20 protein-coding genes and 1 pseudogene are annotated in these 15,121 nt (G+C 38.8%); 3 read left to right on the top strand and 18 right to left on the bottom strand.

Going from position 1 to position 15,121, the window contains the following annotated elements; translation table 11 throughout:
* Positions 1 to 121: 121 nt before the first annotated feature.
* A complete protein-coding gene (gene yugI, locus J7E63_RS19790; RefSeq protein WP_168245562.1) occupies positions 122 to 529 on the bottom strand; it encodes a S1 domain-containing post-transcriptional regulator GSP13 in 408 nt (135 codons plus the stop codon).
* 145 nt (positions 530 to 674) lie between these two features.
* On the opposite strand from yugI, the pseudogene J7E63_RS19785 reads away from it, so the two are divergent.
* Positions 675 to 944 (top strand): annotated as a pseudogene (locus J7E63_RS19785) (helix-turn-helix domain-containing protein); the annotation flags it as partial.
* Between the two features lie 182 nt (positions 945 to 1,126).
* On the opposite strand, the gene J7E63_RS19780 reads toward J7E63_RS19785, so the two are convergent.
* From J7E63_RS19780 to J7E63_RS19750, 7 genes are all read right to left on the bottom strand, one after another.
* Entirely contained in the window at positions 1,127 to 1,390 is a 264-nt protein-coding gene (locus J7E63_RS19780) for a DUF1871 family protein (protein ID WP_215015418.1), read from the bottom strand.
* Between the two features lie 53 nt (positions 1,391 to 1,443).
* Positions 1,444 to 1,821 carry a PH domain-containing protein gene (locus J7E63_RS19775; RefSeq protein ID WP_088089458.1) on the bottom strand — a complete coding sequence of 126 codons (378 nt, stop codon included), beginning with the start codon at positions 1,819 to 1,821 and terminating at the stop codon, positions 1,444 to 1,446.
* A gap of 173 nt (positions 1,822 to 1,994) precedes the next feature.
* Complete coding sequence (locus J7E63_RS19770) at positions 1,995 to 3,191, bottom strand: alanyl-tRNA editing protein (RefSeq protein WP_215015416.1); 1,197 nt, start codon at positions 3,189 to 3,191, stop codon at positions 1,995 to 1,997.
* 140 nt (positions 3,192 to 3,331) lie between these two features.
* Complete coding sequence (locus J7E63_RS19765; protein ID WP_215015414.1) at positions 3,332 to 3,904, bottom strand: hypothetical protein; 573 nt, start codon at positions 3,902 to 3,904, stop codon at positions 3,332 to 3,334.
* A 154-nt stretch (positions 3,905 to 4,058) separates the two neighbouring features.
* On the bottom strand, positions 4,059 to 4,607 hold the full coding sequence (locus tag J7E63_RS19760) for a superoxide dismutase family protein (RefSeq protein ID WP_214714956.1): 549 nt from the start codon (positions 4,605 to 4,607) through the stop codon (positions 4,059 to 4,061).
* Positions 4,608 to 4,703: 96 nt separating this feature from the next.
* A complete protein-coding gene (locus J7E63_RS19755) occupies positions 4,704 to 4,913 on the bottom strand; it encodes a hypothetical protein (RefSeq protein ID WP_088089462.1) in 210 nt (69 codons plus the stop codon).
* 92 nt (positions 4,914 to 5,005) lie between these two features.
* On the bottom strand, positions 5,006 to 5,746 hold the full coding sequence (locus tag J7E63_RS19750; protein ID WP_215015412.1) for a peptidylprolyl isomerase: 741 nt from the start codon (positions 5,744 to 5,746) through the stop codon (positions 5,006 to 5,008).
* 111 nt (positions 5,747 to 5,857) lie between these two features.
* On the opposite strand from J7E63_RS19750, the gene kapB reads away from it, so the two are divergent.
* Positions 5,858 to 6,238 carry a kinase-associated lipoprotein KapB gene (gene kapB / locus J7E63_RS19745; protein ID WP_215015410.1) on the top strand — a complete coding sequence of 127 codons (381 nt, stop codon included), beginning with the start codon at positions 5,858 to 5,860 and terminating at the stop codon, positions 6,236 to 6,238.
* 39 nt (positions 6,239 to 6,277) lie between these two features.
* On the opposite strand, the gene kapD is transcribed toward kapB, so the two are convergent.
* The 9 genes from kapD to J7E63_RS19700 all read right to left on the bottom strand — a co-directional run bounded on the left by kapD (position 6,278) and on the right by J7E63_RS19700 (position 13,100).
* A complete protein-coding gene (gene kapD, locus J7E63_RS19740; protein ID WP_088089465.1) occupies positions 6,278 to 6,901 on the bottom strand; it encodes a 3'-5' exonuclease KapD in 624 nt (207 codons plus the stop codon).
* Positions 6,902 to 7,093: 192 nt separating this feature from the next.
* The gene (locus J7E63_RS19735) at positions 7,094 to 7,477 is read right to left on the bottom strand and encodes a hotdog fold thioesterase (protein ID WP_214714950.1); all 384 of its coding nucleotides are present in this window, start codon (positions 7,475 to 7,477) and stop codon (positions 7,094 to 7,096) included.
* Between the two features lie 118 nt (positions 7,478 to 7,595).
* Positions 7,596 to 7,826: a hypothetical protein gene (locus J7E63_RS19730; RefSeq protein ID WP_214714948.1), complete on the bottom strand. Its 231-nt coding sequence runs from the start codon at positions 7,824 to 7,826 to the stop codon at positions 7,596 to 7,598.
* A 292-nt stretch (positions 7,827 to 8,118) separates the two neighbouring features.
* Entirely contained in the window at positions 8,119 to 9,627 is a 1,509-nt protein-coding gene (locus tag J7E63_RS19725) for a leucyl aminopeptidase (RefSeq protein ID WP_215015408.1), read from the bottom strand.
* A gap of 114 nt (positions 9,628 to 9,741) precedes the next feature.
* Entirely contained in the window at positions 9,742 to 10,350 is a 609-nt protein-coding gene (locus J7E63_RS19720) for a 3D domain-containing protein (protein WP_214714946.1), read from the bottom strand.
* 175 nt (positions 10,351 to 10,525) lie between these two features.
* Positions 10,526 to 10,849 carry a YuiB family protein gene (locus J7E63_RS19715; protein ID WP_214714945.1) on the bottom strand — a complete coding sequence of 108 codons (324 nt, stop codon included), beginning with the start codon at positions 10,847 to 10,849 and terminating at the stop codon, positions 10,526 to 10,528.
* Between the two features lie 174 nt (positions 10,850 to 11,023).
* The gene (locus tag J7E63_RS19710) at positions 11,024 to 11,149 is read right to left on the bottom strand and encodes a YuiA family protein (RefSeq protein WP_168245575.1); all 126 of its coding nucleotides are present in this window, start codon (positions 11,147 to 11,149) and stop codon (positions 11,024 to 11,026) included.
* A 156-nt stretch (positions 11,150 to 11,305) separates the two neighbouring features.
* Positions 11,306 to 11,824, bottom strand: coding sequence for an NUDIX domain-containing protein (locus J7E63_RS19705; protein WP_214715036.1), 519 nt, complete (start codon positions 11,822 to 11,824; stop codon positions 11,306 to 11,308).
* A 58-nt stretch (positions 11,825 to 11,882) separates the two neighbouring features.
* Positions 11,883 to 13,100: an NAD(P)/FAD-dependent oxidoreductase gene (locus tag J7E63_RS19700; RefSeq protein ID WP_168245577.1), complete on the bottom strand. Its 1,218-nt coding sequence runs from the start codon at positions 13,098 to 13,100 to the stop codon at positions 11,883 to 11,885.
* Between the two features lie 465 nt (positions 13,101 to 13,565).
* On the opposite strand from J7E63_RS19700, the gene J7E63_RS19695 reads away from it, so the two are divergent.
* On the top strand, positions 13,566 to 14,564 hold the full coding sequence (locus tag J7E63_RS19695) for an NAD(P)/FAD-dependent oxidoreductase (protein ID WP_215015406.1): 999 nt from the start codon (positions 13,566 to 13,568) through the stop codon (positions 14,562 to 14,564).
* A gap of 44 nt (positions 14,565 to 14,608) precedes the next feature.
* Here J7E63_RS19695 and J7E63_RS19690 read toward each other — a convergent pair whose 3' ends face one another.
* The gene (locus J7E63_RS19690) at positions 14,609 to 14,974 is read right to left on the bottom strand and encodes a HesB/IscA family protein (protein ID WP_214716983.1); all 366 of its coding nucleotides are present in this window, start codon (positions 14,972 to 14,974) and stop codon (positions 14,609 to 14,611) included.
* Between the last annotated feature and the right edge of the window lie 147 nt (positions 14,975 to 15,121).

The following is a 15,121-nucleotide window of genomic DNA, read 5'->3' as shown; positions in this document are numbered from 1 at the left end:
AATGAACACTTCATCAAAACTTTTATTAAAAAGTCTATATTTTTGTATAATTTGTGTGCATAAAAAAAAGGCCTAGTCCACTGCTAAAATCATAGCATTTGGACTAGGCTTTTTTTAAAATTTATTTTTTAATTAAATCTTCACGTTGAGACTGGTCAATCCATTCTTGAAGCTTATCTTTTAATGTGTTAAAGCCTTGTTGTCCTTCCACTTCTGGAATAATCGCAGCTGCTTGGCGTTTACGAGGCTTCTTTGCTTTTGGAGCAGCCTGTTGTTGAACAGGTGCTTCTTCAGTAGCACGGATGGACAGACCAATCTTGCCTGCACCTTCATCTACAGATAATACTTTAACCTTAACTTCATCGCCTACTTTAAGGTGTTCATTAATATCTTTCACGTAACCATGTGTAATTTCAGAAATATGCACAAGGCCTTGGGTATTATCGTCAAGCGCAACAAACGCTCCATATGGTTGAATTCCTGTAACTTTACCTGTTAATATACTTCCAGTTTCGATCTTTTCTGACATGAAAACACTCCTAAGTGATTAATTATTTTATCCATTATATATGCATTATAATATTATATCACAAAGAATGCCTTTAATCAAAAAAGATTAAAATATTAAATATAAAAGGGCTCATTCAAAAATCTTAACATAATGTTCAAGTTGTGCAGGAGAAAGATATACCAAACGTGATACACTAATAATGAGAAAATCTATTTTTAAAGGAGAGGTGAACCAAATGAATACAATCGGCCAAACCATTAAAAATGCCCGCGAAATGCTCAACATGTCTCAAGAGGAGCTGGCACAAAAAATCAGAGTTGGATCACAAACAATTGAGAAATACGAATCTGGCGAACAAGTTCCAAGTACACAGACACTGTTAAAGTTATCTACTGTTTTAGATCTCCCAGCTGCAGAGTTATTAAAACAATAACAATATTCAACCATTTTTTTGATGCAATGATCCCCATGGTAAAATAATCCGTTTTTTCTTTTCACGACGGTATAAAAAAAGGGAATACTGGAAAACCTTTATATCATAAGGCTTTCTAGTATTCCCCCCTTTTTTGAAGTGGACATCCAATAATGGTATGTCCCTTTTTTTTTCCTAAATTGCTAAATGGAACAAGAATCATTTGCTTTAATAGCTAGTAATTCTTTTGCTACTTTCAGACATTTTTCCATCGGTATTACCTTTTCAAATGAAAATTCATAAATGCTTTGTATTTTTTTGGCCAACTCATCCGAGGCATCAAGTTCATGAATTGCTTGGATCGTATCAGCGATTTCTGTTTCATATCCTCCGTTGGTCAATTGGAATGGGTCCCACTCATTTAATACGTCAACATATTGCAAATTTATTTGAAGCTCTTTTCTCATATGCTTTTACTCCTAATTGCTTTTAAATTGTATACCATATTACACCGTTTCACTTACTTAAGAACATACTCAGCTAGGACACTTTGAAGCTCGTAGATGTTCAAGTTCTTGTTAAATTGTTTTTGCAATGGCAGGGCATTTCCAGAAATCCATATTTTCAGTTCCGCATCTAAATCAAAGTTACCCGCAGTTTCAATGCTGAAATGTGTAATGCTTTTATAGGGAATGGAATGGTATTCAACCTTTTTACCCGTTAGCCCCTGTTTATCCACTAAAATCAAACGTTTATTGGTAAAAATAAACATGTCACGAATTAACTTGTACGCTTTATCAATACGCTCATTCGGTGAAAGCACTTTTCCAAATTCCCGCTGTACATCGGCGGCATTTACCTCTGATGCGTTACCCATCAATCCATCTAAAAACCCCACTAACTTCACCCTTTCAAACTAATAATTTACTTCAAGTCCATCCTTACCTTTGGTTAAATAGGCACTTTTATATTGCCCTGGGGTCAACCCTGTATACTTTTTAAATAGGGAGGTGTAATAGATTTGATTGCATTGGGCCTCCCTGGAATGGAGGCCTATTTTGCGTTACGGGACTATTTTGCAGTTTCCAATATATGCTGCAGCATTTGCTCCCCTGACATCAGGGCTTCACCGCCCCCCTGGGCAAAGGAATCATTTCCACCGCCCTTTCCGTTTATAAGAGGAAGCGCCTTGGCGATTACTTTCTTCATACTTTCCGTTCCAAATTCCCCCTGGGCACAAACTAGCTGCAGCCGATTTTCAGTTTGTGAAACAAAGTAAACGATTGCTGTATCATCTTCCGCAGTGATGATTCGGGCAAGCTTTTGCAGATCTTGAAGCGATCTATTTTGAAATACTTCACTGACGAGTTTCTGCTCATTCGGATTACTTTTTCCAAGTAAGTCTTGCGCCTCATAACGGAGAAGGTTTTCCTGAGTTTGTTCCAGGGCTTTTTCTAACGTTTTATTATTTTCAAGGAGACGAAGGGCAGCTTGTTCCATTTCTTTTTCTGGTGCATTAAGAATCTTTGTTAATTCTAGCAGCACCTTTTGTTTTTGACCAAACTGCTTAAGCACTCGGTTTCCACAAACAAATTGGACTCGAACTTTTTTCTTTTGCCTTTCCCAATCCAATACTTTTATTGCGCTAACCTCACCAGTTGCCTTTGGATGCGTGCCACCGCAGCCGTTATAATCAAAATCTGGAATAATAACAAGGCGAATATCCTCTTTGACCTTGGTTTCTTTTCGTAGTGTAAATTGAGACAACTCTTCTTCAGACACCCATTTAATCTCGATCGGCCTGTTTTCAAGGATGATCTGATTCGCAAGTTCTTCTGCTTTTTGAACTTGGTGCTGGGTTATATTTTCTGTCTCTAAATCAATCGTGAGCAATTCCGCACCCAAATGGAAGCCGACGGTCTTGAACTCGAATAACTGGTCAAAGGCCGCAGATAAAATATGCTGTCCAGCGTGCTGCTGCATATGATCATAGCGTCTTTCCCAAGAAATGATACCAGATACTTCCTGCCCTATCCCTTGTAATGGCCCCACAAGATAATGACGAATTTCCCCGTCGATTTCTTCAACATTTATTACGTTTTGATCAGCAAGGGTTCCTAAGTCGTATGGCTGTCCGCCACCAGTTGGATAAAAAGCGGTCTGATTCAAAACCACGTACCAATTTCCAGTTGAGTCTTGCTCTTGTTTTAACACCAACGCTGTAAAGGCTTTTAAATATGTGTCCTGATAATACAATTTATTCTCCATTTTTGTTGTGCACTCCTATGTATTTAACATTTATTTATAACCACATTGTCATGAAAAAAGGAAAATAAATCAAGTTATAAGAAAACTGTTCCCTCGGTTATGAAGGAACAGTTTTCTCTAACCATATTATTTCTTATTTGTTATTTCTTTTCTTTACGCTGCGTGGGTTTAGTTGGTGGTTTTTGTCCACTTTGCTGGGAGCCGCCCATGCCTTGAGAGAAACCAGTATGCTGTTGTCCGCCCATCAGTTGCGGTAATCCGCCCATGCCTTGAGGGGATCCTGTTTGTTGTCCTCCCATCATTTGCGGAAACCCTCCCATGCCTTGAGGGGATCCTGTTTGTTGTCCTCCCATCATTTGCGGGAACCCTCCCATGCCTTGAGGGGATCCTGTTTGTTGTCCTCCCTTCATTTGCGGGAAACCGCCCATGCCTTGAGGGAATCCTGTTTGTTGTCCTCCCTTCATTTGCGGGAACCCTTGATGTGGGAATCCGTGATGGTATCCACCCATCATATGTGGATAGCCCGATTGTTGGTATCCCCCCATTTGCGGGTAGCCCGGTTGTTGGTATCCTCCCATTTGTGGATAGCCCGGTTGTTGGTATCCTCCCATTTGTGGATAGCCTGATTGTTGATATCCTCCCATTTGTGGATAGCCCATTTGTTGGTAACCAGGTTGTCCCGGAAATCCTCCAAAGAATTGCCTTTTTTCCATTACTTTCGCCTCCTAAACTGTCTCCATGCTAGTGTATGTCCACTTTTAGGATAAGTTTAGATTACTACCTATATAGAAGAAAATTTCTCAAAATAAAAACCATCATGTTGAAAAAAAAGACTATCACATTTCGGTGATAGCCATTAAAATTTTATTATTTCTCATCCTGAGCATTCTTTTGACCTGCTTTTTTATTTTTAGTAATTTCACCGCAAGCAATCCGTTTACCAGAATCTCCTGCAGGTGGTGTCATGCCATCATCTTTTCCTTCATCAACCACAATCGTGGTTCCTTCTTTTGTAAACAATGAAGTTTTTCCATCTTTTAAGGTGACATTGGGTGCCATTAAGTCTGCCTTAACTGACCCATCATCCTCGACGATTAAATTAGGCAGATCCCCTGCATGGGCACCTTTAGGATGGAGTAGCCCATGTTCCTTATTCTCAGGGTTAAAATGGTTCCCTGCAGATTTAAAATCTGGAGCCTCACATTTCCCACTGTCATGAATATGAATAGCATGTTCCCCAGCTGGAAGGCCCTTTAAATCCACTGATAATTTCACACCACTAGCTTGCTCAGCTAACTTAACTTTACCTAGCGAATCTCCCACCGCATTATACATTTCTACATCAATCTTTCTAATTTCCTTTTCAGTACAACCTGTAAGAATGAGCAGCGGAATGATCAACCAGCTTTTTTTCATATGTATACCCCCACACTAGCCAATTTGCCCTTAGTATGGACAATCTTACCCTCCTTTATCCAATGAAGGGATAAAGGAAAAAGGAACAGCTATTTGTTAACTGTTCCTTTGTGGAGGATGCTGATTTTTTAATTGTTCTTCTAATTCTTTTGCTTTTTGGGCCTCCCGTTTCGAGACTGAAATAATTATTCGCATCGTAAGAAAGGCTCCAATTAAAAAAATCACAAATGTAATGGCAGCAGGAATATATTCTGATTTATCTTCTGGAAAGTATAAAAATAAGGAAAGTACCAATGGTTGAAACATTTTCTTCTTCCTTTCTATCAAGGAACTGCTCTAAAAATTAATTATAGCAACAAAAAACGTTTCAATCCACTTTTCAATCCGATAACCTTTCTTTATTGTAAAACCTTAATCTCTTTAATAATAACATCTTTTTTGGGTTTATCTTGGGCACCAACTGGGGTGTTGGCAATTTTATCAACGATATCCATGCCATCAATCACCTGGCCAAAAACCGTATGACGATGATCCAGCCATGGTGTACCGCCGTTTTTATTATAAGCTTCAATAATTTCTTTTGGATAACCAGCCTTTTCCATTTGTTCTTTCATTGCTGGATCAAGTGAAGAGCTTTGTACAATAAAAAACTGACTCCCATTTGTGTTGCTGCCCGAATTAGCCATGGATAAGGCACCGCGGAGATTATATAGATTCTTTGAAAACTCATCTTCAAAAGGCTTTCCATAAATGCTCGCTCCGCCTGTTCCGTTCCCGTTCGGATCCCCGCCCTGAATCATGAAATCCTTTATGACCCTGTGAAAAATTAGTCCATCATAATAACCTTCTTCACTATGTTTTACAAAGTTTTCAACCGCTTTTGGTGCATGCTCAGGGAATAATTTGATTTTAATGGTTCCCATCGACGTTTCCATTTCAACGAGCTTTTCATCATCGGAAACCTCGGTTGAAAGTTGAGGAAAGCCTTCATTTGTCACTTGTTGGTCCCCTTCCTTCTGTTCCGTTTTTGGTGTCGTCGTTTTCTGTGTGGATTCTTCTTTCTTTGTGCTTGTCCCACATGCGGCCAATACTAAAACAATCGTCAATAATGTAAACAAGATTTGCAAATTCTTTCTCATATATCATTCCTCCATTTTTTTCACTTTAACCGAAATAATTTCCTCACAATGTTTTTAATTTACTATGTTTCATATTAAAATGAAAGAGGAAAAGCGAAAGGGGTGTTTGTTGTGTCAGAATTCCAAATCGGTGAAATCGTAACAGCCATTTATAAAACAGGAAAATATATCGGTGAAATAACAGAAGTACGCCCACAGCATTATTTAGTAAGAATCCTCGCAGTACTTAAACATCCGATGCAAGGAGATTTACATAATCCGAAAGATGCTGATGTACTTATTTTTCATGAGAGAAAAGCGCTCAGCTATCGTGAGCAAGCGAATATTCCATACAAAATGGTTAAGGCCTTCGAAAATGAAGTTCCAGACTATTTGGAGTCCTTAAAAGAGGCCGTAGCCATTATGAAAAAGGAACTAGCAGAGACATCTTCAGAATGGGCTGAGATGAGCTTAAAGGCATTAGAATCGCTAGAAAAAGATTATAAATTATAAAAATGCTAAAGGCCAAATCAGTTTGAATGATTTGGCCTTTTATGCGAATTCGCTTAATAACTTTGAGAAATCAATCCGATCACCAATTGTCGTTGGTTCTGGTTTCTCTAAATAACGTTTATCCTTTTCAACGAGCTTGAATATATTAAAGGTAGTCAACGCATCATCAAGTGCTCGGTGATGCCTGCCTGTCCCTTCTTTCCCATATTCCTGTACAGCTTTCCAGAGGCCAGTTTGATTTTGGTCACCAAAAAAGCGTTTATATTCCATGGAAAGATCTAATTCAGCAGCCTTGAGCGGAAAAGCAACCCCTGCCTTTAAGCAATTATGCCGAAGGACCTTCATATCCATATTTCCCCATGTAACAATGGTTGTTTCATAATTATGCTTATTGAACTCCTCCAATTTTTTTACAAGTTCAAAAATAGATAAACCCTTGTCTACCTGCTGCTGGGAAATATGTAAAAAGGATTTACAGCGTTCCGTAAGTTTTGGGAATTTAAGTGGAGTCACAAAGGAAGAAAACTGTTCCGTCACTTGGTCATCAACGACTGCAACTATTCCAACCTCGATAATTTCTGCATAAAAGTCCTTCATTCGTACATTTCGTTCAGGCATTGTAAACTCAAAATCGATAAACAAATATTGCCGCCTTGCTCTCATCAATTTCACCACCTTTACGTTTCTTCTTAATACATTATATAAAGAAACCTGTACAAAAAATTGTGCTTTTTTTCTATTTTTTTATTTCTTACATTATAACATGAAATTAAAGTTAATTTTTTAAATTTTTCATCAATATAAAAAAGAATGGGAATGACTCCATCCTTATTTAGAAACCTGGCATACATGTTTTTATCTTTTTAACTTAATGACTGCCATTGTACATCTAGACACGCAAACAAGGCGATCTTTCTCATCGGTAATTTTAATATCCCATACCTGAGTTGATTTCCCTTGATGAAGTACAGTACCTACTGCAGTTACAACCCCTTCCGTTTTGGGACGGACATGATTGGCATTAATCTCTTGCCCCGCAACAGCCTCTACTTCTTTATCAACCAGCTCATATGCCCCTACACTGGCAACCGTTTCTGCTAAAGCAACAGATGCTCCTCCGTGCAGTAATCCAAATGGCTGGCGGGTCCGTTCATCCACGGGCATTGTCGCAATGACCTTCCCTTTTTCGATTTTGGTAATCTCAATCCCAAGAGATTTTAATAATGTGTTTTCAATCATTTCTATTCCTCCAATATGTAAAATGTTGTCTATTTAATCTATTCGCTTTATTTTCTTATTTTCCTTTTAATTATAGTTCTCTACATAAAAAAACAGCCCAAGAGCTGTTTTTTCTCATTTAATAATAATACGGGGCACCATAGCCTGGATAAAAAGCTCCTGGGTAGCCTACTGGCGGTGGGGGTGGTGGATAAAAACCAGGATATCCATAACCTCCATAAAATGGCCGGCTAATTAACGCGCCTCCTAATAGTCCACCTAGAAAGCCCCCAATCAATGGCAAACCAAAACCAAAGCCAATAAATCTATGATCCTGTCCCTGCTGTGGGTTCCGATAATAAGGGTACATGCAGCAAACCTCCTTTCCTCTATACTTGCCTACACTATTTCATATGCGAAGTGAAGGGGTTTGGAGTGGGCAAAAGAGCCCCCGAGATTCATATTGGATTTCCTTAGTAAGGTGTTCATGAGGACAAATATCTCCATCTGAAAGCTAAAACTGGCCTCATGAGGTGTTCATGAGGACAAATATCTCCATCCGAAAGCTAAAACTGTCCTCATGAGGTGGTCACGAGGACAAATATCTGCATCCGAAAGCTAAAACTGTCCTCATGAGGTGGTCATGAGGACAGTACCAGTAATTATTTCTCAATTGGTTCAAACCGTTCTACAAATAAGGCAAGTGTCCGGGTCATGACTCCTGTTGCCCCGGCTGGACCTAAATCATATGCCTTGGAAGAGGTTGCCGTCCCTGCGATATCTAAGTGTACCCACGGTGTTCCTTCGGCAAATTCACCGATAAACGCCCCAGCAACAAGCGCATGGCCTTCACTGCCTGGGGAATTATTTAAATCGGCGACTTTACTGTTTCTTACCCGCTCGATCTCCGTTTCAAATAATGGCAGCTGCCACATCTGCTCACCAGCTTCCACCGAAGCTTCTAACACCTGTTGATATAATTGGTCATGGTTAGTCATTGCTCCAGTAGTATGGAGGCCAAGAGCTGTTATCACTCCACCGGTTAAAGTTGCCACATCTACCAGGTAATCTGCGCCGTGATGCTTGGCATAGGTAACTGCATCAGCTAACACAAGGCGGCCTTCTGCATCTGTATTTAAAACCTCAATGGTTTTACCGCTCATCGAGGTAATGACGTCATCAGGTTTAAAGGCATGACCGTTAATCATATTATCTGTGGATGGAATGACAGCGACCACGTTTTGCTCTGGCTGGGTCTCGCCGATGATTTCCATTGCCCCTAGCACTGCTGCTGCTCCGCCCATGTCCGTTTTCATCCCAACAATTCCAGCTTTTGTTTTAATAGAGTAACCGCCTGTATCAAAGGTAATCCCTTTTCCGACGAGGCCGATGACATCTTTCCATTCGTCTTTTCCTTGATATTTCAGGACAATCATTTTTGGCGGCTCTGTGGACCCTTGGTTAACTGCAAGGAAGGCTCCCATACCGAGCTTTTCGATCTCTGCTTTATCTAAGATTTCCACTTCGAAATCATACCTTACAGCAAGGTCTTTGGCATAATTAGCCATAACTGTTGCTGTCAACATATTGCCTGGGAGGTTAACAAGTGTTCTCGCCGAATTCGTTGCTTTTCCAAACGCAAACCCTACAGTTAGTGATGCTTCCACTTCATCTTCCTCATATTTATCACAATAAATCGTCACATGCCCGAGTTTTTTCTCAGGCTCGTTCGATTTTTGTTTGTAGCTTTCAAATTGGTAAGTGGAAAGAGAAAGTGCTTCACTCAACGCATGTGAGGCATCTAAACCATTTACTTCCACTGCTGTAAAGGAATCTAAATAAACAGCGGTTTCCTCAAGTTTACTCTTTTGTATTTCCTTAAAAAGCCTACCAAACGCTTCTTTTAGTTTATCGAAGGTTAAATCCTTTTCTTTCCCTAAACCAACAAACCAAATTCTTTTTGCGCCGATTTTACCAAAGCTATGTACTTTACTGATACTTTTTAACTTGGCCGATAAATCACCCGATTTTACTAGGTTTGTAAGCTGGCCTTCGAACCGATGATCAAGACTTGTCAATAATCCTGAAAATTTTTCTGGTTTATCAAAAAGACCAATGATTAAACCCTCATGCTCAGTAGATAGGTCTATTTCCTTTTTAACATCAAACAAACTACTTCACCTCCATAATATTGTATTTTTATTATAACGAGTAACCGCATTTATTTCGACTAACTAATTATCTTACAATTATATTAAAATAAAAAACAGGCCAGCAGCCTGCTTCTATCGTTTCTCCGAGCTAATGTACTGCCCGCGAAAAACTTGCATCGATTTATCTTCATTTAATGATTTAAGTGTTTGCTCTGTCAGTTTCCCATTACCTTTTTCGACGACATAAATATCTAACTTCTTTTTCCCCCATTTATTATAAACATCATCTACCGTTTCATAATAAAGGTCTAGTTCATTCCCTTTAATAGCCCCGCCTTTATCAGCTACAACCCCATACCCGTATCCAGGGATAAAGAGAATCGTTCCAATCGGAAAAACAGATAAATCTGCTGCGATCGTTGAAAATAAATCACGTTTAACCTTTACTCCTGAGTAGGTAATCCCGTATTCCGGATGACCTTTACTCTTTCCTGTTGATTCTACTCCCGCAGTATAACCAGTGGCTGTAACAGTTAGCTTAGGATATTTTGACCAATCAATTTCGTCTTCTAAGGAACGTGAGGTTCCAGCAACGGTTTCAGTGGTTGAGATAACCGATGCAAATTGCTTAATGAGCAACTCGGCATTTACTCCGGAAATAGATTGGAAGGTCGCTAATATTGCCATCAAGAAAAGACACACCATCGCAAAACGCCTAGTCCAATTTTTCATTTTATTCATAAAATTTTTCACTCCTCCCAAAATATTCATTCCCAAGCTAGAGGAAATTATTCAAAAAAGGAGGGGGAAAATTTTTAGAACTGATTTTTCTTTTCCTTAAATCCTTGTTCCCAAAAAAAGACCCTTACCTAGAGGTAAAAGTCTAATATCATCTGGTATTCATTTATTAAAAGTCTTAAAACATTTGGTATCCATTTTTTCGTAAAAGCTTGATTGTAAAACCAGCTGCGACTGCACCAGCAAGTCCACTTATTAAGATAAGAATATCTGCAGTTGCTAGCGAAGTAAACCTGTGGCCCAACTCGTTAAAGGCCATTTTACTATTTGTAAAATATTCACTAAACCTTACTTTATCTACAATAAAAATTGCCACAATCGGATAAACTACTGCCATAACCCATGACATTCTTAGAAGCATATTTAAGATAAATCCAATTCCAAAAAATAAAACAAAGAATAATAAAATCGAAATGATTAAGACCACAATGCTCATTTGCATCCGAGATTCCCCCTTATACATCAACATTTAGTGTACTTAATGTCGAAAAGGGAGTCAATATAAACGAATTATTTTTGCAAGGCAATACTTTCCTTAAGAAAAAAAAGCCCCTCGAAAGTCTCGAAGAAGCAGTTATGGCTCGTTATCCAACTGATACAGAAAAGGTAAAAAGCCTTATTCTTTTTTCTTGCCTGTTCCATTACAGCACGTACAGGTTTCTGATCCGCCTAGTACTAGTTGAAAATAGCCTTTCCCAGAGCAATAATCACAGGTTTTTGAATCCAAACTCTTAACTGTCATTGTCCATCATCTCCTTAAAAATTAACTTAATTTTCTGATAATATATCAAGGATTGGCTAAAATGGAAAGGTCTGAATTTGTGCGAATCGCCCAAAGAAAACGGATACACATTAAGTATTCTTTCATTTACTAAGTTTTCCTTAAATTTTCTAAAAATTATAAAAATAATTTATAGGCTGTATACCCGAATTGATCACCAGGGTTCAGGTCACTAGTACCTGGCTTCGAAAAGGAAATATCATTTTTTATCAGGTATTGGAGAATAATCGATGCGTCTTTCTCGAGCAGCAGTTCTTCTGGAGACATAAATCTCGCTTCAAAGAGTTCGTTTTCCTGATGGATAACCTCACCCACTTCTATCGGTTCAAGCAGGAAATGGAGTAAATTATCACTGATTTCGCCTTTAATAACACCGGTTCTCAATCCGATGAACCCCTTGACCTGACATTGAATACCGGTTTCTTCCTTGACTTCCCGAATGACTGCTTCATCCGCAGTTTCCCCCATCTCAACAAAGCCTGCTGGCAATGACCATTTTCCTTTTAAACCGCCATATCTTTTCTTCACGACAAGCCATTGTCCATCTTTAGACTTTACCACCCCAGCAACAGCCAACCAAACCTTCCCGCGTTTTTCACGATTGCTCACCCAAACTCCCCCTAACAAAGAATTCATTTGTTCAATCATATCAAAAAGGGACAGATTTCTCTGTCCCTTTCGCATTAAAATATTTTTAAAAAACATTAAACTTCCCTTTTTTCAATACAAGACCTGCGCCGCCAATCATGTATAAAGAGCGATTATCGACTACTTTTTTCATGAAGGATGCCTTGGCACCAGTTATTTTTTTACCAAAAACAACACCGATCGCATCATCTTCACCAAGGGAGCAAACAGTCCCTTTATTGTCAAACGTAAAAGTTTCTAACTCAGCTTTATTGCGAACTAGGGCCGCTATATTACGGGCACAAACTTCGCCTTGCTGCATAGCAATTTGAGCGGTCGGAGGATAAGGACGATTAATCTCCTCATTAATCATGAGTGAGCTGTCACCAATCATGAAGACATCCTCAAAGCCAGGAACACGAAGGTCCGGCTGAACTTTTACCCTGCCTCGCATTGCTTCGAAACCTGATTTTTCAACAATCGAGTTCCCGCGAATTCCAGCGGCCCAAACGACGGTACCAGCCTTAATCTCACGCGGTTCCTCATCACCTTTTGCTACAAAAATTCCTTCTTCCGTGCATTCCTTAATCGCTGTTCCAATTAAGAATTCGACACCTTTTCGTTCCAATTGTGAAACGGCGTAATTCACTAATTCTGGGTCAAAACCAGGGAGTACGGTTGGTGCAGCTTCAACACAAATAATTTTTACTTTATGGGAATCGACATCATATTCATGGCATAGTTCTGGTATTCTGTTTGTTAATTCACCTAAGAACTCGATTCCTGTAAATCCAGCACCACCAACAACAATAGACAAGCGATTGTCGTTCTTCACTTCTTCCATATTGTAGGTGGCAAATTGGTATTCAATATGTTCGCGCAATTGACGTGAAGAATTCACATTAGAGATTCCAAATGCAAATTCTTTTAATCCTTTAATACCAAACGTTTCTGGCTCACCGCCAAGAGCAATAACAAGGTAGTCATAGTTGACTTCACCTTTTTCTAAAATAACCTTTTTTTCTTCTTTGTTTATTTCTACTACTGTATCTTGAACAAAATCCACTTTACTGCGATCAATCACATCACGTATATCATAACGGACACGATCATGATGTAACGTACCTGCAGAAGCTTCATGGAGCCATGTGGTTTCATAATGGTAGTCATTTTTATTCACTAATACAATATCCGCTTCATTAACGCCGATTAATTTTTGTAAGCGAACTGTTGTCATTAGTCCACCATAACCAGCACCGAGAATAACAATTTTAGGCTTTCTCAAAGTGATCACTTCCACCTTTTATTTTTTTTGAATAAACTCTCTTTTTCTTAGCTTCCACTGCTTTAACCGTTTTTATTTTGAATAATAGAAAAATGTATGTGATATAATTCACGTATGAGTCTAAAAAAAACGAACTACTTGGTTTGGATATCGATTTTCGCAGAGGTTTATTATGCTAAGAAAGTAAATATTTTCCCATGATCGTCATAAAAATGTGCTTTTTATGTCACAAAAATTTAACAATCTATCCTCAATACATCTTATGCTACTTTCACAGGATTATCAAGCAATTTTTATAAATTAATTAACTTTAATAGATAAGGAATTGCATCTCCTGTTATCTTTTAGTCCTTGTTTTAAATATTGTTTCTATTGCGAATATTACCTTTATAATGATGTGAGAATTTTTTATTTTATGATATTATAGTGAGTGGAGTTTCTAACTACAAGTTGGGGGGATACGGAGTGCAGGAGAATCAAAAAGTTTATGACATTACAATCATCGGTGGCGGCCCTACCGGTTTATTTACCGCCTTTTACGGAGGAATGAGACAAGCATCCGTGAAAATCATTGAGAGCTTACCACAGCTAGGCGGTCAATTATCAGCGCTTTACCCGGAAAAATATATTTATGATGTGGCAGGTTTTCCAAAAATCCGTGCACAAGAATTGATAAATAACTTAAAAGAACAAATGCGCAAATTCGAACCTACAGTTGCACTTGAGCAATCTGTTGAAAAGTTAGAAAAGCAAGAAGATGGTACGTTCAAATTAACAACAAATAAGGAAGTTCACTATTCAAAAACAATTATAATTACCGCTGGAAATGGTGCTTTTCAACCGCGTCGTTTAGAGCTAGAAAGCGCTGCCCAATATGAACGGAAAAATCTCTACTACTTTATTGAGGATCTAAATCAGTTTGCTGGTCAAAAAGTTGTGGTTTTTGGTGGCGGAGATTCTGCCGTTGACTGGGCACTAATGCTTGAGCCTATTGCTGAGAAAGTATCCATTGTTCACCGCAGAGATAAATTCCGTGCTCACGAACATAGTGTCGAAAACTTGTTTAACTCAAAAGTAGATGTGAAGACACCTTATGTTCCTGCCGAACTTATTGGTGATGACGGTGGAATTAAGCAGGTAGTCCTTGAAACGGTTAATGGTGAAGAGAAAGTAGCACTCGATGTGGATGCTGTTATTTGTAACTATGGTTTTGTCTCATCCCTTGGACCAATTAAGGAATGGGGTCTAGAAATCGAAAAGAATTCCATTGTCGTAAATTCGAAAATGGAAACCAACATACCTGGCATTTATGCTGCGGGCGATATTTGCACCTATGACGGAAAAGTAAAATTAATTGCTTGTGGCTTTGGTGAAGCACCAACTGCCGTTAATAATGCAAAAGCTTTCATTGATCCTAAAGCAAAAATCCAGCCATTGCATAGTTCATCGATGTTTAATAAATAAGAAAAAAGCGTCCCTCAGCGGGACGCTTTTCCGTGTTCAATATTTTAGCATTCTTCTGGTGTACCTGTTGTTGTAGCCGTTCTAAACGAAGAGCCACAGCCGCATGATGCAATGGCATTCGGATTCTCAATCGTAAAACCGCCGCCCATCATTGATTCTTTAAAATCAATCTTCGTCCCTTGTAAAATTGCAGCACTCTCTTTATCGACCAGCACTTGAATCCCGAATTGTTCAAACGTTAGATCATCTTCATTAACTGTATGCTCAAAGCCCATACCATAAGACAAACCGCTGCAGCCACCGCCTTTTACGCTGACTCGTAACAGTGCACCTTCTTCTTCGTTATGCTTCATCATTTCTTTAATATGGAGCGACGCTGCTTCTGTTAAAATAACCACTTCATTACTCATTGTATTTCCCTCCCTAAATGAGGCTTTTATTAAATTATATACACAGATTGTAAACTACTCAACTAAATTGAATCTTATTAACTAATATATGGAATAATAAAAAATAAGGGAGCGGCAATGCTCCCTTATTTTATTCATACTGTTGAA

Source organism: Bacillus sp. ISL-75, assembly GCF_018613095.1.
The sequence above is the reverse complement of the archived record's forward strand: the minus strand, read 5'-3'. Positions and strand labels throughout refer to the sequence as shown.